This is a genomic window from Collimonas fungivorans (assembly GCF_001584145.1).
GTDB lineage: Bacteria > Pseudomonadota > Gammaproteobacteria > Burkholderiales > Burkholderiaceae_D > Collimonas > Collimonas fungivorans.
In genome coordinates, this window is record NZ_CP013232.1 from 3,631,121 (window position 1) to 3,652,956 (window position 21,836).

The 21,836-nt window shown below is 59.9% G+C and carries 16 protein-coding genes and 1 tRNA gene; 7 read left to right on the forward strand and 10 right to left on the reverse strand.

The window, feature by feature from the left end:
- Positions 1–10 precede the first annotated feature (10 nt).
- From CFter6_RS15535 to CFter6_RS15550, 4 genes are all read left to right on the forward strand, one after another.
- Complete coding sequence (locus tag CFter6_RS15535) at positions 11–2,749, forward strand: autotransporter family protein (RefSeq protein ID WP_236904291.1); 2,739 nt, start codon at positions 11–13, stop codon at positions 2,747–2,749.
- A gap of 210 nt (positions 2,750–2,959) precedes the next feature.
- Positions 2,960–3,739 (forward strand): alpha/beta hydrolase, encoded by a 780-nt coding sequence (locus tag CFter6_RS15540; protein WP_061540701.1) that lies wholly within the window; start codon positions 2,960–2,962, stop codon positions 3,737–3,739.
- A gap of 100 nt (positions 3,740–3,839) precedes the next feature.
- Complete coding sequence (locus tag CFter6_RS15545; RefSeq protein WP_061540702.1) at positions 3,840–4,523, forward strand: heavy metal response regulator transcription factor; 684 nt, start codon at positions 3,840–3,842, stop codon at positions 4,521–4,523.
- Complete coding sequence (locus CFter6_RS15550) at positions 4,520–5,932, forward strand: heavy metal sensor histidine kinase (RefSeq protein WP_061540703.1); 1,413 nt, start codon at positions 4,520–4,522, stop codon at positions 5,930–5,932. The genes CFter6_RS15545 and CFter6_RS15550 overlap by 4 nt, the downstream gene beginning before the upstream one ends.
- On the opposite strand, the gene CFter6_RS15555 is transcribed toward CFter6_RS15550, so the two are convergent.
- Entirely contained in the window at positions 5,933–7,651 is a 1,719-nt protein-coding gene (locus CFter6_RS15555) for a methyl-accepting chemotaxis protein (RefSeq protein ID WP_061540704.1), read from the reverse strand.
- A gap of 401 nt (positions 7,652–8,052) precedes the next feature.
- Between CFter6_RS15555 and CFter6_RS15560 the strand changes: the two genes are divergently transcribed.
- Positions 8,053–9,297 (forward strand): M20/M25/M40 family metallo-hydrolase, encoded by a 1,245-nt coding sequence (locus CFter6_RS15560; RefSeq protein WP_061540705.1) that lies wholly within the window; start codon positions 8,053–8,055, stop codon positions 9,295–9,297.
- A gap of 269 nt (positions 9,298–9,566) precedes the next feature.
- On the opposite strand, the gene CFter6_RS15565 is transcribed toward CFter6_RS15560, so the two are convergent.
- The 7 genes from CFter6_RS15565 to CFter6_RS15595 all read right to left on the reverse strand — a co-directional run bounded on the left by CFter6_RS15565 (position 9,567) and on the right by CFter6_RS15595 (position 18,130).
- A complete protein-coding gene (locus CFter6_RS15565; protein ID WP_061540706.1) occupies positions 9,567–9,968 on the reverse strand; it encodes a VOC family protein in 402 nt (133 codons plus the stop codon).
- 261 nt (positions 9,969–10,229) lie between these two features.
- Positions 10,230–11,021 carry an ABC transporter substrate-binding protein gene (locus tag CFter6_RS15570; RefSeq protein ID WP_061542393.1) on the reverse strand — a complete coding sequence of 264 codons (792 nt, stop codon included), beginning with the start codon at positions 11,019–11,021 and terminating at the stop codon, positions 10,230–10,232.
- A 534-nt stretch (positions 11,022–11,555) separates the two neighbouring features.
- Positions 11,556–11,645 (reverse strand) — tRNA-Ser (locus tag CFter6_RS15575).
- Between the two features lie 144 nt (positions 11,646–11,789).
- Positions 11,790–13,094 carry a serine--tRNA ligase gene (serS, locus tag CFter6_RS15580; RefSeq protein WP_061540707.1) on the reverse strand — a complete coding sequence of 435 codons (1,305 nt, stop codon included), beginning with the start codon at positions 13,092–13,094 and terminating at the stop codon, positions 11,790–11,792.
- Between the two features lie 103 nt (positions 13,095–13,197).
- Positions 13,198–14,805, reverse strand: coding sequence for an ABC transporter substrate-binding protein (locus CFter6_RS15585; RefSeq protein WP_061540708.1), 1,608 nt, complete (start codon positions 14,803–14,805; stop codon positions 13,198–13,200).
- Positions 14,805–16,016: a M20 aminoacylase family protein gene (locus CFter6_RS15590; protein ID WP_061542394.1), complete on the reverse strand. Its 1,212-nt coding sequence runs from the start codon at positions 16,014–16,016 to the stop codon at positions 14,805–14,807. Before CFter6_RS15590 ends, CFter6_RS15585 begins: the two co-directional genes overlap by 1 nt.
- 44 nt (positions 16,017–16,060) lie before the next feature.
- Positions 16,061–18,130, reverse strand: a complete 2,070-nt coding sequence (locus tag CFter6_RS15595) for an oxidoreductase (protein WP_061540709.1) — start codon at positions 18,128–18,130, stop codon at positions 16,061–16,063.
- Between CFter6_RS15595 and CFter6_RS26485 the strand changes: the two genes are divergently transcribed.
- Together CFter6_RS26485 and CFter6_RS15600 are read left to right on the forward strand one after the other, a co-directional pair.
- Positions 18,129–18,296 (forward strand): hypothetical protein, encoded by a 168-nt coding sequence (locus CFter6_RS26485; RefSeq protein ID WP_167351402.1) that lies wholly within the window; start codon positions 18,129–18,131, stop codon positions 18,294–18,296. The two genes, CFter6_RS15595 and CFter6_RS26485, sit on opposite strands and share 2 nt — an antisense overlap.
- Before the next feature lie 57 nt (positions 18,297–18,353).
- Entirely contained in the window at positions 18,354–19,769 is a 1,416-nt protein-coding gene (locus tag CFter6_RS15600) for a sigma-54 interaction domain-containing protein (RefSeq protein WP_061540710.1), read from the forward strand.
- A gap of 7 nt (positions 19,770–19,776) precedes the next feature.
- Here the strand turns inward: CFter6_RS15600 and CFter6_RS15605 are convergent, their stop codons facing one another.
- A complete protein-coding gene (locus CFter6_RS15605) occupies positions 19,777–20,781 on the reverse strand; it encodes a peptide ABC transporter ATP-binding protein (RefSeq protein WP_082814817.1) in 1,005 nt (334 codons plus the stop codon).
- Entirely contained in the window at positions 20,778–21,827 is a 1,050-nt protein-coding gene (dppD, locus tag CFter6_RS15610; protein WP_061540711.1) for a dipeptide ABC transporter ATP-binding protein, read from the reverse strand. Before dppD ends, CFter6_RS15605 begins: the two co-directional genes overlap by 4 nt.
- Between the last annotated feature and the right edge of the window lie 9 nt (positions 21,828–21,836).

A 21,836-nucleotide genomic window follows, 5' to 3' on the forward strand; every position in this document is an offset into this window, starting at 1 on the left:
GCTGATACCCATGCTGAGTGTAAAACCCGGGACTGCCTACGCAGCCTGCAACACCTCAGGACAATCCACAATCTGCGATACCGGCACGCCCAATCCCTGGACAACTACGATAGGCGCAGGCAACCTGGCGGCCGAAGATGGCAGGACAATCACAGTCGGTGCAGGCAGCCGGATCGCAGTCGGCGATGCCAACGCCATCAGCCTGCGCGACGGTGCAAACATAAGGGTCCAGAACGGCGGCACGGTAAGCGCCAACGGGATCAGCAGTTCCGGACTCTATAAGAGCGGCGCCAATACGGTCGAGTTTCGCAATAACGGCACTCTGACTATCGATCAAGGTGGCCAGGTCCTGGCGACCGGCGCCGAAGCCAACGCCGAAGCAATCAATCCGCAAGGCAGCGGCAATCTCATCGTCAACAACAGCACGATCAAGGCAGATCATGCCGCCGCCATCTGGTTTCAGAATACGAGCGGGTTAAACACCATCATCAACAATGAAACAGGCGTCATCCAGGCGCCTGACAACGTAATCGGCGCATCCGGCAACGGCGCGGTCGACTTTACCAATAAGGGGCGGATCATCGGCAACCTTGTTTTTTCCGGCGGCGATGACAGGTTGCGGCTTTATACCGGGTCGGTAATTACCGGTAATTTCGATGGCGGCGGAGGTAACAACACTCTTTTCCTGAGCGGGACCGGCAGCGCGTCCCTGCCCGGCAGTATTGTGCATTTCTCGTCGCTTATCAAAAACGATACGGGAACCTGGACCCTGACCGCTCCCATTGCCGGAATCGGGATTGTCGAAGTTCAGCAAGGAACGTTAGCATTGACGGCTAACAACAGCGCGTATAAGGGCCAGATGAGAGTCGACGCGGCAGGCGTGCTTGAAGCTCGCGCACAAAACCTGCCGCTTGCCGTTGTGGACAATGGCCTGGTGCGCTTTGCGCAACCCGACAACGGCACTTATGCCGGTCTCATTTCAGGCACCGGCGCGGTCGAAAAGACGCAGGGCGGCACCTTGGTGCTGGCGCCGACGGCTTCTGGCGGCAATACATATTCCGGCGGCACGACGATTTCTGCCGGAACGCTGGCAGTGGGCGACGCGACGCACGCAGCGGCGGCATTGTCCGGCGGCGGCAATACGACCGTCGCCTCAGGCGCCACGCTCGGCGGCTACGGCAGCGTCACAGGATCGGTAACCAACAACGGCACCATTGCGGTGGCCAATGCTTTGCCTCAATTTGCCGGCTCGGGCAACGGCAGCTTTACGATCAACGGGCCATTGACCAACGCCGGCCTGCTGCAAATCGGCGGCCAAGGGATTGGCAACCGGCTCAATGTTGTCGGCAACTATGTCGGCCAAAAGGGCAGCATTGCCCTCAACACCTTCCTCGCAGGCGATGGCGCGGCATCTGACCGGTTGGTGATCAACGGTGGCGCCGCCAGCGGATCGTCCAGCTTGCGCATCACGAATGTCGGTGGTCCTGGCGCGGCCATCGTCGCCGATGGCATTGAGGTGGTGCAGACCGTGAATGGCGCGACGACCACGGCAGACGCATTTGCACTTGCGGCGCCGGTCAAGGCTGGCGCCTATTCTTACTATCTTGCCAAGGGCGGCGTGTCCAGCGGCACCTCGGAAAACTGGTATCTGCGCAATACCGTAGTGCAAACGCCTACTCCGCCCGTAGTTTTGCCTCCAAGCACGCCCACAGGCACGCCTCCGACTGTGCCGCCGACCACGCCACCGGTTACTCCAGCAGACCCGGCGCCAACGGCCGGCTCCGGAGCAATTCCGCTGTATCGTCCCGAAGTCCCCATCTATACGGAAGTTGCCAGCGTCGCCCGGCAAGTCAATATCCAGCAGCTCGATAATTTCCATGACAGGCAAGGAGAGCAATCGCTGTTGACCGAGAACGGCGATCTGCCTGCGGCCTGGGGCCGTATCTGGGGCAGCCGCACCAAGCAACGCCAGGATGGTACGGTCTCGCCGCAATTCGACGGTTCGATGACGGGAATACAGGTCGGCCACGACATCTATGCCGATACCGGCGCCAGTGGCCAACGCAATCATTACGGTCTGTTTGCAGGCTTTGCGCATGCCACCGGCAAGGTCAACGGTTTTGCGATGGCGGTGCAGAATCTGGATGTCGGCAATCTGGCTATCGATGCATACAGCCTGGGCGGCTACTGGACCCACGTCGGCCCGAGCGGCTGGTACACGGATGCCGTGCTGATGGGAAGTTCACTGTCGGCGGATCCGCGCTCGCACGATGGCGTGGGCGCGCACACGCACGGCAGCGCACTCGTCGGATCCATCGAGGGTGGCCTGCCAATGTCACTTGGGGCGGACGTGACCATCGAGCCTCAGGCGCAAGTGATCTGGCAAAACCTGTCGCTGAATGACTTGAATGACGGTGTGTCGGCGGTGGGTTTCAACAACGGCAATGCCTTCCTCGCCCGCCTCGGCGTGCGGTTGAAAAGCCGTTTTGAAACATCGGCAGCGATTTGGCAGCCATATCTGCGCCTGAACCTGCTGCGCAGTTTCGGTTCTCATGACAGCACCACCTTTGACGGCACTACAGTGATTGCGAACGGGTCGAATCAGACGGCGGGCCAGCTCAACGCCGGCTTGGTTGCCACAATCAACAAGTCGACCAGTGCGTTTGTGACTGCAACTTACACCACCAACCTCGGTGGAGCGCAACAGCGCACGGTGATGGCGGATGCCGGCATGCGCTGGAGTTGGTAAACGTGGCGGCAATTGATCGACAGGACGTTAGGGATGGCGTCCAATTGCTTTCTCCAAATCGCAGTTCGCTGCACGGTTGACGCACTCCAAGTCTGGGGGCGTTTGTCATTTTTTTGTAACAACTCAGTCATTAAGCTGTCGGTAGGCGGAAACCATACTGCGGGAACGCTGTACCCGTAGTAGTCCAACCCCTATCTCCAAGGAATAATGATGAGCATCTCTTTCACCCCAACCCGTGTCGCAGGCGCAATCGCTTCTGCTTTGCTGCTAGCTTTTGCCGCAGCGCCGGCATCCGCCGCTCCGGTCAAGACTCAGGTCAAAAATATCGTGCTGGTGCATGGCCAGTTTGCCGACGCCTCCGGCTGGAAACCTGTGTACGACATCCTGACCAGGGACGGCTACAACGTCAACATGGTGCAGGAACCGCTGACCTCGCTGGACGAGGACGTTGCCGCCACGGTACGGGTGCTGGCCCGCCAGCCCGGGCCGAGCATCCTGGTCGGACATAGTTACGGTGGCGCCGTCATCACCCAGGCCGGCACCGATCCGCATGTCGCCGGACTGGTATATATTGCCGCGCATGCGCCGGATGCAGGCGAATCGACCGCCTCCAACAAGAACAAGATTCCCGGACAAATCCGCACCGTGACCACGCCGGACGGCTTCGTTTTTGTCGACCCGGCCCATTTCCATGAAGACTTTGCCGGCGACCTGCCGGCAGACCAGGCCGAATTCATGGCGCGCTCGCAAATACCGGCGGCAGCGCGCGTCAACACTACACTGATCACCAATCCTGCCTGGCGCGTCAAGCCGAGCTGGTATATGGTGGCGAAGCAAGACCGCGCCATCAACCCTGACCTGGAGCGTATGTATGCGGCGCGCGCCCACAGCCACACGGTGGAAGTGGACGGCGCCCATACCATCTATATCTCGCGCGCCAAGGAAGTGGCGGCGATGATAGAGGAAGCGGCGCAGTCGGCCGGCAATTAATCGCCCCCGCAGATGTGTGCCGCAGCAGGCGCTTACCGGACCTGCCGGGGTAGAATCAGGCTTTGGCGGCATGCCAAGTTCAGAACACAGGGGCCACAGCGTGAGAATTCTTGTCATCGAAGACGAACTCAAGGCAGGCGAATACCTGCGCAATGGCCTGACGGAATCCGGCTATGTGGTCGACGTGGCCGTCAACGGCAACGACGGCCTGCACATGGCGCAGGAGCTGCGTTACGACCTGATCGTGCTGGACGTGATGATGCCAGGCATGGACGGCTGGGAAGTGATGCGGCGGCTGCAGCTGGATAAAAAGCAGGCAGATACACCGGTACTGTTCCTGACCGCGCGCGGCACGCTGGAGGATCGCCTCAAGGGACTGGAACTGGGGGCGGACGATTACCTGGTGAAGCCGTTTTCATTTGCCGAGCTGCTGGCGCGCGTGAAGGTAGTACTGCGCCGCGGCAGCCAGGTACGGCAGGAGGACCTGCTGGAGATCGCCGACCTGCAGATCGACGTGCCCAAGCGCCGGGTGGTCCGTGCCGGCGCCCGCATCGCGCTGACCAACAAGGAATTCGCATTGCTGCAATTTTTCATGCTGAACCAGGGCCAGGTGCTGTCCCGTTCGCTGATCGCATCCCGCGTGTGGGACATGAATTTCGATAGCGACACCAACGTGGTGGACGTGGCGGTACGGCGCCTGCGCAAGAAAATAGACGAACCCTTTGCCATCCGCCTGATCCACACCGTGCATGGCGTCGGCTACCGTTGCGAAGTGGAAGCATGAACCCTCCGCGCCACTCTCTTGTTTCGCGCCTGGCCATGCTGTTTGCGCTGCTGTCGTTTGCCGTGCTGGCGACAGTAGGCTATGCGCTGTACAGCGCGCTGGTAGCGCAGCTGGTAAAACGCGACGACGCCGCACTGGTGACCCGCGTAGAGCAGATACGCACCCTGCTGCGCGATGTCGACCTGCTGGACCTGATCAAGCAGAAACCGGAGTTGTTTTCCAATATGCTGGGCAACCGCGAAGCCTTGCTGGTGCTGAAATTTCCGGGCCAGGCGCCGCTGATCGAAGTCAATCCCGGCCGCATCGCGGTGCCCGAGATGAAGCCGATGGCTGCCGGCGCCGCGCTGGACCTGTCGGCGGTGCGCCATTCGGTAGAAAACGGCACGCCTTTCATCGTCGTTTCCGCGACGGCCCTGGTCACCGATCCACAACATGCGGAACACGAATTGCAGATCACCACCGGACGCCTGCTCACCGAGCGCACCAGTATGCTGGCGGCATACCGCGTCCAGATATTCGGCGTGGCGCTGGCGGCCGCGCTGCTGGCAGCCATGCTGGCCTGGTGGATCGCGCGCCGCGGCCTGCTGCCGCTACGGCTGCTGGCTGCGCAAACCGGCGCGATCGGCATCCGCAACCTGTCCACACGTATCGACAGCAGCCATGCGCCGCGCGAGCTGCTGCCGCTGATCGACGGTTTCAACGCGATGCTGGACCGCCTGCAAACCAGCTTCGCCCAACTGAGCCAGGTCTCCGCCGACATGGCGCACGACCTGCGCACCCCCATCGGCAATATGCTGGGCCAGACCGAAGTGGCGCTGGGCCAGAAGCGCAGCACCGAATATTACGAGAAACTGCTGGGTTCCAACTTCGAGGAATTGCAGCGCCTGTCCAAAATGACCGACAACATGCTGTTCCTGGCCCGCGCGGAACATGCCGACCACGCCATAGAACGCAAGCAGCTTGAGGTGGCTGCAGAACTGGAACGCATCGCCGATTATTTCGAAGGGCTGGCCGAGGAACGTGAAATTACTTTGGCATGGCGCGGCGACGGCACGGTCTGGGCCGATCCCGACCTGCTGCGACGGGCGCTGGCGAACCTGCTTTCCAACGCGGTGCGCTATGCCGACGCCGGCACGCAAATCACCCTGCTGTCGCAACAGGAAGCCGCCGGCACTGCCATCAGCGTAGAAAACCGCGGTCCGGTCATAGAGAAACAGCATCTGGCTCGCCTGTTTGACCGCTTCTACCGCGCCGACGCCTCGCGCCGCGGATCGTCCGACGCCAGCGGCCTGGGCCTGTCGATCGTGCGCAGCATCATGCTGCTGCACCAGGGAAGCTGGGATGCCGCCAGCAGCGAGGGGACAACGCGCTTTACGCTGCTGTTCCCCAGGCAGAGCGGCGTTGATTAATTAAAACTGATCCCATTCGCTGCCGGCGGCAGCGGAGGCGTTCGCCACGCGTTTGAATGTTTTCACGTTCGCCGACGGCAGCCTGGCGTTGCGGGCCGCGACATATACAGGCACGGCAGCAACCGGCGCCGCACGGCTCGCCGCCTTCAAAGACGCGCCGGCATGGGCTTGCGTACCCTCGGTCATGAACACGCTGACCACTTGCACCAGATTGCCGGCCTGGTCCTGCAGCGATGCGGCAGCGGCCGCGGCCTGCTCCACCAGGGCGGCATTCTGCTGCGTGACCTGGTCCATCTGCATGATCGCCTGGTTAACCTGTTCGATGCCCGCAGTCTGTTCCTGGCTGGCCGCCGTGATTTCGCTCATGATGTCGGTGACGCGCTTGACGCTGTCGACGATCTCGCCCATGGTGGCGCCGGCCTGGCCGACCAGCTTGACGCCGACATCGACTTTTTCCACCGAGTCGTCGATCAGGTGCTTGATCTCTTTGGCCGCAACCGCCGAACGTTGCGCGAGGTTGCGCACCTCGCTGGCCACCACCGCAAACCCACGTCCCTGCTCGCCGGCCCGTGCCGCTTCCACCGCCGCATTCAGCGCCAGGATATTGGTCTGGAACGCAATGTTGTCAATCACGCTGATGATATCCACAATCTTCTTGGCCGATGTATTGATCAGGTCCATCGTTTCGACCACTTGCGACACCACGCCGCCGCCCCTGACCGCGACGCCGGATGCGGACACCGCCAGCTGATTGGCTTGCCGCGCATTGTCGGCATTCTGTTTCACGGTGCTGGTCAACTGCTCCATCGATGCCGCGGTTTCTTCAAGCGAACTGGCCTGCTGTTCGGTGCGCGACGATAAGTCAAGATTGCCAGAGGCGATCTGGTTTGATGCCGTGGCGATGGTATCGGTGCCGCTGCGCACTTCGCTGACGACCTTCAACAAGCTGTCATTCATGTCTTTCAGCGCCTGCATCAGCTGGCCGGTTTCATCGGAGGTTTTGACTTCTATGCGGCTGCTCAGGTCGCCGGAGGCCACGGTCTGTGCAACTTTGATTGCCTCGCCCAGCGGACGAGTGATGGAGCGGGAGATCAGGAAGGCGCAAACCGCACCCAAAACAATCACCAATACGCCCAGCAATACCATGAGGTTGAAGCTGCGGCTGTATAGCTGGGCAATCTGCTGTCCTGTCTGGTCGATGTTTTTCCTTTGCAAAGAAAGAAACGCAAACAGCTCGCCTTGGTAACTTTTCGCGGTCGGCATGAATTCGCTATTGTAGATTTTCGATGCCTCCTCAGCCTTTCCGCCCTGCTTGGCTTTCATCGCCGCGACCTTGGACTGCTGGTATTTTTCGCGCAGCGTCTTGATCAGCGCATATTTCTCTTTCTCCAAGGACGAGGTCAATAGTGGTTCAAGCGAATTCTGGATTTCTGTGCCTTTCTTGGCGCTGGCATCGATGTCTTCTGCGAACGTCGTCGCCAAAGTCTCATCCGTGCTTTTAACAATGAACGAGGTGCGAGCGATGGCAGCGTTGGTGAGGACGGACCAGTCGGACACTATCCGTTCTTTTGCCAGAGGGCTTTCCATCATTCGCTGGGTCTCCGTCGCCACCTGGCGCAGATTCCATATACCGATGGCGATCGAAATGACGGAAAGAGAAAGGACAATGGCAAACCCGATTCCCATCCGCGTACCGACTTTGAGATTAACAATTTTCATTTTTATTTTCTTCTGTAAAGAGTGCGGTTAATAAGCGTCAAAGAAGTCGCTTTTCTCAGCCGCGAGTTTTCCCATCGTCCCCGCTTCGGTGCGGGACGCCAGCATGTCGATATTGAGCAGGATCCGCGAAATCTGATGACATTCGCTTAACAACATCGTCCACAACTTAGATAACGGCAAAAATCGCGATTTTTTTAGGGGGGCATGGCGCCGCCTGATTTCATATCAGATTGTTCGGTTATAAATAAATGTGATCATCTTCAAAGAAATTTAATCTTCCCAATATGCTCCAGAGTCTTTATATTCTGTTGAGCGTTTCAAGCGGGAACTGCGGCAGCAACAGGCTTTCCCACGATCGAAATTCAGCCTGCCATCCGAAATTTCAACGGGAGAAGACAATAATGTTTGACTTTGCACGATCCGCATTCATATCAAGCCTGAGTTTAGGCATCGCTCTTGGTGTAGCCGCGCCCTCCTCTTTTGCCGAACCCGACAAGCAGGTTTATGAAAAAGCCGAGCAATACAAGGGCGAAGCCTTGAAATTGCTGGAACGCTTGGTGAATATAGATACCGGCACCGGTGACGAACAGGGCTTGAGCCAGGTCAGCGGGATAGTGATTGAAGAATTGAAAAAAATCGGGGCGCGGGTTGAAACCTATCCAGCAACGGCGCCCGCAAATGGCAATAACGTGGTGGCGACCTTCACCGGAACCGGCAAAGGGAAAATTTTTCTGATGGCGCACATGGACACCGTTTTCAAACACGGAACCGCCACAGCCAAACCGTTTTATGTCAAAGGCAGCCGGGCTTATGGCCCCGGCGTCATGGATGACAAGGGCGGCGTCGTCGCTGGCTTGTATGCGTTGAAAATCCTGCAACAGCTGGGTTTTAAAGATTATGCCCAGATTACTTTATTGCTCAACTCCAATGAAGAGACAGGTTCATCCGGCTCGCGCGCGCTGATCGAAAAAGTCGCCAAACAGCACGATGTGGTACTGAATCTTGAACCGGGCCGCGCGGCCGACGGCCTGGTGGTATGGCGCAAAGGCAGCGGCACGGCGCAGGTCGATGTCGTCGGCAAGGCCGCGCACGCCGGCGTGGCGCCTGACAGCGGCCGCAATGCAGCGATGGAAGTCGCGCACCAGGTACTGCAGCTCGGCCAGCTTGGCGATCGCGAAAAACAAACCACGGTCAACTTTACCGTGATAAATGCGGGGGGCGCGACTAACGTCATCCCGGATCATGCGACAGCCTTCGGCGACGTACGCGTCGCGGTTCCGGAAGAGTTCGACCGCGTCGAAAAAGACCTGGCCAAGGTATCGGAGAAAAAACTGATCCCCGATACCCAGGTAACGACACGCTTGACCCGCGGTTTCCCACCGATGCCGGCAAACCCGCAATCGGAAGCACTCGCTGCCAAGGCGCAGGCCATCTATGGCGAGCTAGGGAAAAAGCTGACGCTAGAAGGCAGCGGTGGCGCGGCCGATTCGAGCCTCTCGGCTGGCGTCGGCATCCCAACGCTGGATGGCTTCGGCATTGTTGGCGGCGGCATCCATACGCCCGAGGAGTACGCCGAAGTCGACAGCATCGTGCCGCGCTTTTATTTGCTGACCCGGATGCTTATGGACCTGGGCAATCGGAAATAGGCCCCGATCGGCCAATATTCGGTTGAAAACCTTATTCGCAGCCTTAGGGTGGGCACATCGTGCCCACGCGTATTCAAATAGGCAAGTGCGTCATGTGAATTCACGCGTGGGCACGATGTGCCCACCCTACTTTGCAGTCCCTGTCTAGGCAACCCCATCTCGGCGATCCCGGCTAGGCACCCCCATCTCGGCGCCCCCAGCTAGGCGCCCCCAGCTAGGCGCCCCCAGCTAGGCGCCCCCGGCTAGGCGCCCCCATCTCGGCGATCCCATCAAAACAGCTTTTGCCATTGATCCTGCTTCTGCATATCTGCACGGGTATTGACTTCGAGCAGGACGCCGCCGGGCGTGCGGCAAAAGAAGCGCGATCCGCGCGAATTGTTGAAGATCTCCGTCTCCATGCTAACCCCACCTTCCAGAAATTCTTTATAGAGGGCATGGACCTCATCCAGGCTGTCGACCTCCACGCCGAAGTGGAAGTTTTTTGGCCAGGCCGGCACTTCCTCGGCGACGTGATCCAGGACAATGTCAAAATCATTCCGCTTGAGCAGGCAGCTCTCGCCAACGGCAACGATCTCGCAGCCCAGGTATTTTTCGAAAAACGCAGCTGTCTCGGCGACGTTGGTGGTGGGAAAGCTCAAGTGATTCAGCTTTGCTTGTTTATGAGTATTCATGAAAAGATCTCGCAAAAAGGTTGAAATGGCAATGGAGGGAGCTGTCAGCGGCCTGGCTCTATGCGGCTGTGCGCGCCTCCATGACATCCATTTTGCGAGCAATTACTCAATTTTCAAACTCGTATTGGGCCTGTACTTCCTATAGCGCGCGACGCAGCAATGGCGGGGATTTCCCGCGTCAGGCGCGGCAACGGCCTGACGATTGCTCGCTTTTTCGGGATTGGTAAGTTCAAGCAGGACAACGGCCAGGCCGCGACATGATCACTTCAAGGGATCTTGCATAGGATTGCCTGCTGGAGCAACCTCAGCGCCATCTATTCCGCGCCGCTCCAATGCTGCGGCGACAAATCCACTGGCTTTCATGTCTTCGACGAACTGAGCAAGATAGGCTGAAGCTTCGGCTCCCCTGTTCTTGGGCACCCCCATCGCCTGGCGAATGACCATGAAGCGCTGATCCAGCAGTCTCAGTCCGCCGATGCGCCGCGAGTCGACCTCAAGTTGCTGCTTCACCCCGGCAGCCACCTCTGCGCGCGTTTCAATAAAGGTATCGACTACCTTGGGAGAAGAGGGAGAACGCAGGATCTCTGCGTGCTTCAATTCGCGCGTCAGGTACAGGTCGTAGGCGCTGCCGGCGCCCACCACCACGCGAGTGCCTGGCGCATCAACTTCAGCATTGCGGCGGATAGGCGAATCATCCTTGACCAGATAGAAACCTTCAATCAGGACATAAGGAGGCGTGAAGGCGATCTGGGCGCCGCGTTTAGGGTCGATTGCAAAGAACCCGATGTCTGCATTTCCGGCAGCGACGGCATCTACCGATTTTCCGGCGGTATCAACGACCAGCAACTCAAGCTCCAGTCCCAGCCGAGATGCTAGCTCTCGCGCCAGATCCACCGACACGCCACGCGGCGCGCCGGATGCGTCTTTGCCGGCCAGAATCGGATTGCCCAGGTTGATGGAGGCGCGCAGCTTGCCGGTAGGAGCAAAGGCAGCGATCAGCTTGTTTGCACCGCCTGGAACTGCAGCGCTGGCGCCCGCCGCCGATGGCGGCATGGCCATCGCTGTTGCCGACAATGCGCTTGCAATCAGCAGGTCGCGCCGGGATATTTTGATATCGCTGAATTCGTCCATGCTGCTCGCATCCTTTTGGCTGGTGTATTGGCGGCTGGAAGGCCGGCCTCTAGGGATGAAATTCTCTGGAGAACGGTGGCCAACCACCGCCATAAGTCACCTCCACATAATAACTGAGTTGCCGGCAACGATTAATCTTCCCCGAGCCCATAGGCTTATATGCCGCGGCCGGCATACCGCCGAATCAAACCTTCGGTTTCACCTTGCGTGCGGGATCGATGGCCTTCATAGTGATAGATTGAGATGAACCCTCAACTAGGTGTTGTTGATGGCGCTAGCAAGGGATCATAGTCTGCTTCAGCCTTTGCGACACCTTGACTGCTGCTCTGTGTGGAAAATTGGGAAGAAAAGCAGGTGATGGCCAATATTTCTCCACCACAAAAGAAAAAAGCCACCGGTTAAGGTGGCTTTGATTTCTTGTCCATGCTTAGAAAGCCGCATGGATACTATGTGTACTGGCGGAGAGGGTGGGATTCGAACCCACGGTACGATTTAACGTACGCTTGATTTCGAGTCAAGTACATTCGACCACTCTGCCACCTCTCCGGTTTTCGGTCGACTTGCTGCGTTTAATGCAGCAAAGCGCAAGATTATAGCAGACTCTTTTTGACTATGGAATGTCTTTTTATTCAAGCCATTCCACAATCGGAGCCGGCCCCAATCTCGTGCCAAATACCCCAGTCAAATCAATTACTTAGCACTCAACTTGGTGATGCCGCCCATGTATGGATGCAGCACCGCCGGAATCTCCACGCTGCCGTCTTCCTGCTGGAAATTCTCCAGTATCGCCACCAGCGTCCGCCCGACCGCCAGGCCGGAACCGTTCAGGGTGTGCACCAGTTCGGTCTTGCCCTGGGCATTGCGGAAACGGGCTTGCATGCGGCGCGCCTGAAAGGCTTCGCAATTGGAGATCGAGGAAATTTCGCGGTAGGTGTTCTGCGCCGGCAGCCAGACTTCCAGATCGTAGGTCTTGGCAGCGCCGAAGCCCATGTCGCCAGTGCACAGCGATACCACGCGGTACGGCAGGCCGAGTTTCTTCAGGATGTTTTCGGCGTGGCCAACCATCTCTTCCAGTGCTTCATAGGATTTTTCCGGATGGACGATCTGCACCATTTCGACCTTGTCGAACTGGTGCTGGCGGATCATGCCGCGAGTGTCGCGGCCGTAGCTGCCGGCTTCGGAACGGAAGCATGGCGAATGGGCGGCCATCTTCAACGGCAGCGTTTCGCCGGCCAGGATTTCGTCGCGCACGAGGTTGGTCAGCGGCACTTCCGCCGTCGGGATCAGGTATAGGGCAGCGGCGTCGGCGGCTTGCTCGCCTTCCTGGCCGCCCTTCTTGACTGCGAACAGGTCTTCTTCAAACTTCGGCAGCTGGCCGGTGCCGCGCAGCGAATCGGCGTTGACGATGTAGGGCGTATAGCATTCGGTGTAGCCGTGGTCGGCGGTCTGGGTGTCCAGCATGAACTGGCCGAGCGCGCGGTGCAGGCGGGCGATGCCGCCCTTCATGACCGAGAAGCGCGAGCCGGTGAGCTTGGCGGCGACGTCGAAATCGAGGCCGAGGGCGGCGCCGACGTCGACGTGGTCGCGCACTTCGAAACCGAAGCTGCGCGGCGTGCCGACCTTGCGCACTTCGACATTGGCGGCTTCATCGGCGCCGACCGGCACCGACTCGTGCGGCAGGTTGGGTACGGCCAGCAGGAAGGTGCTGACCTGTTCCTGCACCTGGTCCAGGCGGGTAGCCGATGTCTTCAGTTCGTCGGCGATACCGGCGACTTGCGCCATTACGGCCGATGCGTCTTCGCCCTTGCCTTTGAGCATGCCGATCTGCTTGGACAGCGAGTTGCGCTGGCCCTGCAATTCTTCGGTACGGGTCTGGATTTGCTTGCGTTCGGCTTCCAAGGCATTGAAGCTAGTGACGTCGAGCTTGTATTTGCGCGTGGCCAGGCGGTCGGCGGCGCTGGCGATGTCTTTGCGAAGAAGTTGGATGTCGATCATGGACTTGGTATGGATAGGGGAAGGAATAAGCTGCCATTGTACCAAGCCCGGCCCGTCCCCGGCCATCCAATCTCCATGAACGACCATTAATCAAATGACAATATCACTTGTTTAAGTCAACTCTATAGAAGTCGTGCAGTGCAAAAGCTGACATCTTGAAACCGGTGACGGACTTGCGTATCGGCGTGTGGGTCAGCGAATGGGCAATGTCTATCCACGGCGCTTCTTCATGCGCGATCACCTGCGCCTGTTCATATAGCTTGCTGCGTTCCGCCTGGTTCGTGCTGAGCTTGGCTTTCTGGATCAATGCTTCAAAATCCTTGTTGCACCAGCGTGCAGTATTGCCGCCGCTGCGAACGGAATCGCAGCCCAGCAAGGTGGCGAAGAAATTGTCCGGATCGCCGTTGTCTCCCGACCAGCCGAACATCATAGCGTGCTGGTCGCCCTGTTTGCTGCGCTTCAGGTATTCGGTCCACTCGTAAGTGGCCAGCTTGGTCTTGACGCCGATTTTTGCCCAATCGGCTTGCACCAGCTCTGCCATGCGCTTGCCGTCCGGGTTATACGGACGCGTGACCGGCAGGTACGACAGCTCGACCTCGATACCGTTGGGGAAACCCGCCTTGGCCAGCAGTGCCTTGGCCTTGACCGGATCGTAGCTGTAGTCCTTGATCTTGTCGTTGTAAGACCAGAGCGTCGGCGGAATCGGATTCTTGGCGATCTGGCCGGCGCCCTGGTAGACCGTTTTCAGGATCGTCTGCTTGTCGGTCGCCAGGTTCAGCGCTTGCCGCACCAGTTTGTTGTCGAACGGCTTTTTCTCGACATTGAACGAGATATAACCGATGTTCAAGCCTTCCTTGCTCAGCAAGGTGATCGCCGGGTCGGTTTTCATCAGCTCGATGTCGGCCGGCTTGGGAAACGCCATCACCTGGCATTCGTTGGCCTTGAGCTTGGCATAACGCACCGATGCATCGGGGGTAATCGCGAAAATCAGGTTATCCAGCTTGGAGCGGCCATCCCAATATGCATCGAAGGCCTTGTAGCGGATCACGGCATCCTTCTGGTAGGACACGAATTGGAACGGGCCAGTGCCTATCGGGTCGCGGTCGATGATTTCCGGCGTGCCCGCCTTCTTCATCTTGTCGGCATATTCGGCCGAAAGGATAGAGGCGAAATCCATGCCCAGGTTGGCGACGAACGGCGCTTCCGGGTGTTTTAGCCTGAAGACGACGGTGTAGTCATCGGTCTTTTCTATCTTGGAGATGATTTTTTCCATGCCCATGTCGAGGAAAAAACTGAAACTCTGTCCGGCCGAAAGCTGATGGAACGGATGATGCGGGTCCAGCATGCGGTTGAAGGAAAACAGCACATCATCGGCGTTGAAATCGCGGCTGGGCTTGAACCTGGCGTTGCCGTGGAATTTGACGCCCTTGCGCAATTTGAAGGTATAGGTCAAGCCGTCGTCCGATACCGTCCAGGATTCCGCCAGCGCTGGAACGATCCTGGTGCTGCCCAGTTCAAACGCCACCAGCCGGTTATAGATAGGCACCGACGAGGCATCGAAGGTGGTGCCGGTGGTGAACAGCTGCGGATTGAAACCTTCCGGGCTCCCTTCCGAGCAAAACACCAGCGTTTTGGCCGGTGCTGCATGGACGGTCGCGCAAGACAGCGCGGCTGCGGCGATTGCCGCAATCAGTTTGAATTTCTTGTTCATCAATTATTGTCTCCCTCTGGTTTTATGCATGAAACCGGTAAATAATCTTCTACCAAACGTACCCAGAACGACGCTCCCAACGGGATCAGGGCATCGTTGAAATCGTAATGCGGATTGTGCAAGGCACATGGCCCAAGCGCGGCTTGCCTGTCACGATGTTCGTCATTGCCGTTGCCGATCAATACGTAGCAACCGGGCCGCCGCTCCAGCATGAATGAAAAATCTTCCGATGTCATCAGCGGCGGCAAAGTGATCAGCGCCTGTTCGCCCAGCCAGTCTTTGATGACCCGGCGGCATCTGGCGGTTGCGGCAGGATCGTTGATCAGCGCCGGCATCTCGCGGGTAAAGACAAAATCCATGCTGCATTCATAGGAAAGCGCCACATGTTCCGCGATATGCCGCAAGCGCTCTTCTATGCGCTGCAATACGTGTTCGTCGTAAGTACGCACCGAACCGCCCAGCCAGGCGGTGTCCGGAATCACATTGAATGCAGTCCCGGCCTCCAGCCGGGTGACCGATACCACGGCCGGATCGGTCGGCGACAAACTACGCGCGACGATGTTCTGGATCTGGGTGGCGATCTGCGCCGCCGCCAGCAAGGCTTCGGTGGTGACATGCGGCGTGCCGACATGCCCGCCCTTGCCGCGCACCGTGATGGTGAATACGCTGCAGCTCGCCTCACGGCCGCCTGGCTCGGCGACAAAAGTGCCGACCGCCAGGCCCGGCCAGTTATGCATGCCGAATATGGCGTCGCAAGGGAAACGTTCGAACAGGCGATCTTCCACCATCGCCAGCGCGCCGGCGCCGTCTTCTTCGGCCGGCTGGAAAATCAGGTTGACCGTGCCGGCGAACCGGCGCGCGGTGTGCAAGTGATACGCGGCGGCCAGCAGCATCACGGTATGGCCGTCGTGGCCGCAGGCGTGCATGCGGCCGTCATGCCGCGAGCGGTGCGGCATCGTGTTCTCTTCCTGCATCGGCAAGGCATCCATGTCGGCGCGCAGGCTGATCGCACGCTGGCTGTTGCCGTTGCTCAGGGTCGCCACCACGCCGGTTTTTCCGACTCCCCGCGTGACCGCAATCCCCCAGCCTTCCAAGGTGGTCGCGACTTGCTCCGCGGTGCGGTGTTCCTCATATGCCAGTTCCGGATGGGCATGGATGTCGTGCCGCAAGGCCACCAGCTGGTCGAGATTGGGGAAATCAATAAGCTGCATGGCAGGTCCTTGTGCGATTTCGTTCATTAGATAATGAGCGCTGATTATTGCAGCTCTTGCCGGAGGATGGGAAGTTCGCGCTTGAAACCGCCCAATTTATCTGCAGCGACGCCAAGCTCGCGCGCAAAGCGATGGCCTTGATAGACGGCGGCGGCAATGGTGCCGGGGCCGAAAGCGTCGCCGATGGTGCGCAAGCTGCGGTTCCCCGCCGTCGCCAGCTCCTGCTGCCTGCCGGCGAGTTCCTGGGCGAGGTCGTCGGCAGGCAGGCGGGCGGTCACGCTGATCAGTGTGGAGCACGCTATGTCTCGCAGCTTTCCGGTAAGCTGGCATTCGACCGTCGCCGCTTCCTCGCTTAACTGCCTGATGTTGCTGTAGGTATGGACCTCGACGCCATGGTTCAGCAAGCGGCGCAATATCGCCAGGGCTTCCAGTGTGTCGCTGGTCCAGGCCGACACCTGTGCCGCCGGCGTGACCAGAACCACCTGGTTGCCGGCCAGCGCGCACTGCTCGGCCAGCAAGCCGCCCATGTAGTAGTGATCATCGTCAAACACCACCACCGCGCCTTGCGGCCGATGGCCGCGCATCAATTCATCCGGCGTCCTGACATCGTGCCGCTCGAAGCCTGGAACCGGCGTCCCGTTGGCACGTCCGATGCCGTCGCGGCGCCAGAAAGAGCCGGTAGCCAGCGCGATATGCGCCGCGCCGAATTCAAGCACATCGGCGGCGGCCAGTTTGCTGCCCCGGAAAATGTCGACGTTGCTCATGCGCTGCAACTGCGTCACCCGCCAGTCCCTGACCCGTGCCCATTCGCGCAAGCCCGGCAGGCCGGATTCCAGCACCACGCGCCCGCCGAGTTCGCTGCCGGCCTCGACCAGCGTCACTTCGTAGCCGCGCCTGGCGGCAGCCAGCGCTGCTTCCAGGCCGCAGGGACCGGCGCCAACGACCAGCACCGAACCTTCGTCCGCCTTCTCCGGCATGGTTTCCGGATGCCAGCCGCGCCGCCACTCTTCGCCCATGGTGGGATTCTGCGTGCAACGCAGGTTGGAGTTGCTGTGGTCCGACGATACGCAGATATTGCAGCCTATGCATTCGCGGATTTCATCGATGCGCCCTTCCTCGATCTTGCGCGGCAAGAACGGATCGGCGATTGACGGCCGGGCGGCGCCGATGAAATCGAGAATCCCCCGCCTTACTTGGCTCACCATGGCGTCCGGCGAAGTGAAACGGCCGACGCCCACCACCGGCTTGGTAGTCAGCTCTTTGACGAACGATACGTATTCCTCCTGGTAGCCTTCCTTCTTGAAACGCGAAGTGGCGCTGTCGTTGGCCCAGGAACTCACATTGACGTCCCACAGGTCCGGCAGCTCGGCCAGCAGGCCGACCACATCGCGCCCTTCGGCTTCGCAGGAGACACCGTCCGGCCCCAGCAACTCATCGACGCCCAGCCGTACCGCCACTGCGCAGCTGTCGCCCACCGCGTCGCGTGTATCTTCGATCAGTTCGCGCAACAGCCGCACCCGGTTCTCGAGCGAGCCGCCGTATTCGTCGATCCTGTCGTTCTTGCGCCTTTGCAGGAAATGAAAAGGCAGCGACAGGTCGTGCGATGCGTACACGTAGATGACATCGAAACCGGCGCGCCTGGCGCGCAGCGCCGCGTCCCGGTGCCAACGCCGCAATTCACGGATATCGGCCTTGGTCATGGCGCGCGCCTGCATAGGAGCAGTGCTGGTAACAGGCCGGTGCGAAGGGCCTAGCGGGATTTCGCGCGTGGTGAAATTGGCGCTCGACATGCCCTTGTGCAGCAGTTCGATGCCGGCCAGCGAGCCATGCTCATGGACTGCATCGGCCATCAGCTGCAGTGCCGGAATATCCTCGTCTCCCCATAATCGGCCCTCGTTGAACGGCGAGCAGTCGCTGCTGGGATGGATTTCCACTTCCTCGGTGCAAACCACGGCCCAGCCGCCTTCCGCCTTGACCTTGCGCAGCTCGGCCAGGGCCCGCGGCTGGGTCCAGCCCATGCCGTTGCAGTGCGGCACCTGGAAGAAACGGTTCCTGGCCGTGACCGGACCGATCTGCACCGGCTCAAACAAAATATCAAAACGGGAATCGCGCATGCAAGCTGCCCTCAATGAGATTCGATGCCACCGATTGGCAGCAACAACATCGTTCTTTCTATTGCAGCTTTTGTGCCAAACAAAAACCCAAGGTAAGCGCCTGATTTATTGGAAGAATATTTTTGGCAGCGGATGCCGGTTATTCGTCGGCCTGACGGAAAATTGACGAATTGATAAAATTTCGCCATCCTCTGGTCCATGACCCGATCATGGAGCAACTCCCTTGGATACAGAACTAGCCAGCGCGCTGGCGATTTTTTCCCAGCTGTTCGACGCGATGCCGCAGCCGGTCGCCGTCATCGACAACCAGGGCAACTATGTCTATTACAACCAGGAGAGCGCAAAGATAGACGCTTATCCTGCCGAACGCGCAGTCGGCCATCCATTGCTGGATATTTATCCTGCCATGGATGCGGAAAGCAGCACCTTGCTGCAAGCCCTGCATCACGGCAAGCGCTACACCGGCGCCTTCCAGGCCTTCGTCAATGCGCAAGGCCGGCTGGTGCAGCAGATCCATACCACATTGCCGTTGCTGAACCGGCGCGGCGCGGTTGTCGGCGCCGTGGAAATCGCGCGCGATCTGGCCGCTGCCGGCACCGACAGCGGCACCTCAGCCATCGCGACAGGCAAACAGGAAGCAAACCAGCATGGCATCGTCAGCCAGGATCCCGCCATGCAGGTCTTGATACGCCAGGCTGAAGCGCTTGGCAAGGCCGGCGTCAACGTGCTGCTATGCGGCGAAACCGGGACCGGCAAGGAGCTCTTCGCGCGCCTGTTGCACCAGTCCAGCCAGAGAGCGGGCGCGCCGTCGCCATCGCCATTTGTAGTGCTGAATTGCGCGGCGATTCCGGAAACCCTGTTTGAAAGCACCCTGTTCGGCACGGCCCGCGGCGCCTTCACCGGCGCCCAGGAACGACAGGGCCTGATCGAAACGGCAAATTCAGGAACCCTGTTCCTCGATGAATTGAATTCCCTGCCCTGGTCGGTGCAAGGCAAACTGCTGCGGGTCCTGCAGGATGGCATGTTCAGCCGGGTCGGCAGCAACAAGGAAATCCGGGCCGACCTGCGTGTCATCGCCGCGGCCAACGAAACGCAACAGGAAATGGTCGAAGGCAGGAAGCTGCGTCCCGACCTGCTGTACCGGCTGAACATCGGACAGTTGTCGATTCCGCCGCTCAGGGAACGGCGCGGCGACATTCCGCTGTTGGCAGAGGCGTTCCTGCACAAGCATCGCGGCGTCGCCGGCGGCCGGGTCAAGCGGATCGCCCCTGCCGCAATGCGGCAGCTGCAGGCGTGCCGCTGGCCAGGCAATGTCCGCATGCTGGAAAACGTCATGCAGCGCAGCCTGATTTTCTGCGAAACCGGCGACGAGCTCCAGGCTATCTGGATAGGAGAGGATGCGGCCGATACCCGGCCTGGGCACGGCGCGCCGGCGGAACCGGCGCCGGACGCGCAAAGCCAAGGCAGCGTCCTGTCGCTGGAAGAGCAGATTTCATCTTACGAAAAGACGCTGCTGATAGGTTTGCTCAAGGAGCACGCCAGCCTGTCCGAAGTCGCACGACGTTGCGCCATCCCGCGTGCGACCCTGCAGTACAAACTCAAGAAACACAACATCACGCTGCATCGCAGCGCCTCCTGAATGCCGGTCAGCTGATTTCTTCCAGCCGATGGCAAGCCGCCAGCCGGTCATCGAACGGACGCAGCACAGGCACTTCCTGCCGGCAGCGTTCGACCGCATGCGGGCAGCGGTTGTTGAAGCTGCAACCGGGCGGCGGCGCCAGCGGCGACGGCAGTTCGCCCGGCAGCATCATCTTTTGCTGGCGCTGCGCCGGATCGATGCGCGGCGTACTGGCCAGCAGCGCCTTGGTATACGGATGCAGCGGCCGGCTGAACACCTGCTGCTTGCTGCCATGCTCCACGGTTTTGCCGAGATACATCACCAGCACATCGTCGGCGATATGCTCCACCACCGACAGGTTATGCGAGATGAACAGGTAGGCGACGCCGCTGGCTTGCTGCAGGTCCATCAGCAGGTTCAGCACCTGCGCCTGGATCGAGACGTCGAGTGCGGAAACCGGCTCATCGGCCACGATCACTTTCGGATCCAGCATCAGCGCACGCGCGATCGCCACCCGCTGGCGCTGGCCGCCGGAAAACATGTGCGGATAACGGCCATAGTGTTCCGGCCGCAAGCCGACCTTGGCCATCATCGCCTGCGCCTTGTCGGCACGCTCCTTGCCGCTGAGCCGGGTATTGATGATCAGCGGCTCTTCCAGCATCTGCCCGACTTTCTTGCGCGGATTCAGGCTGGCGTAGGGATTCTGGAACACCATCTGCACCAGCGGCCGCACCCGTTTCAAGGTGGCGTGGTCGGCGTCGGCGATATTGGCGCCGTCCATCCACAGCTCGCCGCCGGTAGGCGGTTCGATCATCGTGATCTGGCGCGCCAGGGTCGATTTTCCGCAGCCGGACTCGCCCACCACCGCCAGTGTCCTGCCCGGCTGCAAGGTGAACGAGATGCCGTCCAGGGCGCGCGCCGTTGCCTTTGGCTTGAACAGGCCCTGCGATACGCTGTAATGCTTGACCAGGTTTTTTGCTTCGAGCAAAACCACCGGATTGGCGATTGTTTCCATATTCGAATTCATCATCATGCAGTCCCACTGCTCAGCATTAAGTCGGCTGTCTTGGCGTCTGTCTTGCGGGAGATTTCCGACCAGCCGTTAGTCGGCTGGCCCGCAAGGTCCAGCGGAAAATGACAGCGCACCTGTTCCTGCGCCGCTCCCAGCAACTCCGGCCGTTCCTGGCGGCAGCGGTCTTGCGCGTACGCGCAGCGCGGGCTGAGCAGGCAGCCCGTGGGCCGGTCGTACTGGCCGGGCACCACGCCGGGGATGGTTTGCAGGCGTGCGCGGCCGATATTATGCTCGGGCAGCGCCGCCAGCAGCGCCTGGGTATAAGGATGCCGTGGTCCGTTGAAGATATCCGGCACGCGGCCGGTCTCCACCACCTGGCCGGCGTACATCACCACCACCCGCTGCGCGGTCTGGGCCACCACGCTCAGGTCATGGGTGATCAGCATCAGGGCCATGCCGCGGTCGCGCTGCAGCTGCAGCAGCAGTTCCAGCATCTGCGCCTGCACTGTGACGTCCAGCGCCGTGGTCGGCTCGTCCGCAATCAGCAGTCGCGGATTGCAGGCGATCGCAATCGCCACCATCACGCGCTGGCTCATGCCGCCCGACAATTGATGCGGATAGGCGTCCAGGCGCCGTTCCGGATCGGGGATATCGACCTGCTTGAGCAGGGCCAGCGCCTTGGTGCGCAATTCTTTCTTGGAACCACCCTGGTGCACGCGCAGGGTTTCGATCAGCTGGTACGCGACGGTGAAGGACGGGTTGAGGCTGGTCATCGGATCCTGGAAGATCATCGCGATGTCCTTGCCCAGCATGCTGCGCCTTTCCTTTTCCGACATCTTCAGCAGGTCGCGGCCATCGAACGCCATGCGTTCGCCTTTGACGCGGCCCGGGTAGTCGATCAGTCCCATCAGCGCCAGCGAAGTGACGCTCTTGCCGGAGCCGGACTCGCCGACGATGCCGACCACTTCACCGGCTTCGACGCTCAGGTCGAGGCCGTCGACGGCGGTGAACGGCGCTGCCGTCGAGCCGAACTCGACCCGCAGCTGTTTAATGTCTAGCAATGCCATAGTCCTGCC

Excerpts from the sequence above, each read along its gene's own strand:
- CFter6_RS15535 (WP_236904291.1), top strand. The coding sequence starts at position 11 with ATGCTGAGTGTAAAACCCGGGACTGCCTACGCAGCCTGCAACACCTCA.
- CFter6_RS15540 (WP_061540701.1), top strand. The coding sequence starts at position 2,960 with ATGAGCATCTCTTTCACCCCAACCCGTGTCGCAGGCGCAATCGCTTCT.
- CFter6_RS15550 (WP_061540703.1), top strand. The coding sequence starts at position 4,520 with ATGAACCCTCCGCGCCACTCTCTTGTTTCGCGCCTGGCCATGCTGTTT.
- CFter6_RS15555 (WP_061540704.1), bottom strand. The coding sequence starts at position 7,651 with ATGAAAATTGTTAATCTCAAAGTCGGTACGCGGATGGGAATCGGGTTT.
- CFter6_RS15560 (WP_061540705.1), top strand. The coding sequence starts at position 8,053 with ATGTTTGACTTTGCACGATCCGCATTCATATCAAGCCTGAGTTTAGGC.
- CFter6_RS15565 (WP_061540706.1), bottom strand. The coding sequence starts at position 9,968 with ATGAATACTCATAAACAAGCAAAGCTGAATCACTTGAGCTTTCCCACC.
- CFter6_RS15570 (WP_061542393.1), bottom strand. The coding sequence starts at position 11,021 with ATGCCGCCATCGGCGGCGGGCGCCAGCGCTGCAGTTCCAGGCGGTGCA.
- serS (WP_061540707.1), bottom strand. The coding sequence starts at position 13,094 with ATGATCGACATCCAACTTCTTCGCAAAGACATCGCCAGCGCCGCCGAC.
- CFter6_RS15585 (WP_061540708.1), bottom strand. The coding sequence starts at position 14,805 with ATGAACAAGAAATTCAAACTGATTGCGGCAATCGCCGCAGCCGCGCTG.
- CFter6_RS15590 (WP_061542394.1), bottom strand. The coding sequence starts at position 16,016 with ATGCAGCTTATTGATTTCCCCAATCTCGACCAGCTGGTGGCCTTGCGG.
- CFter6_RS26485 (WP_167351402.1), top strand. The coding sequence starts at position 18,129 with ATGCAAGCTGCCCTCAATGAGATTCGATGCCACCGATTGGCAGCAACA.
- CFter6_RS15595 (WP_061540709.1), bottom strand. The coding sequence starts at position 18,130 with ATGCGCGATTCCCGTTTTGATATTTTGTTTGAGCCGGTGCAGATCGGT.
- CFter6_RS15605 (WP_082814817.1), bottom strand. The coding sequence starts at position 20,781 with ATGATGATGAATTCGAATATGGAAACAATCGCCAATCCGGTGGTTTTG.
- dppD (WP_061540711.1), bottom strand. The coding sequence starts at position 21,827 with ATGGCATTGCTAGACATTAAACAGCTGCGGGTCGAGTTCGGCTCGACG.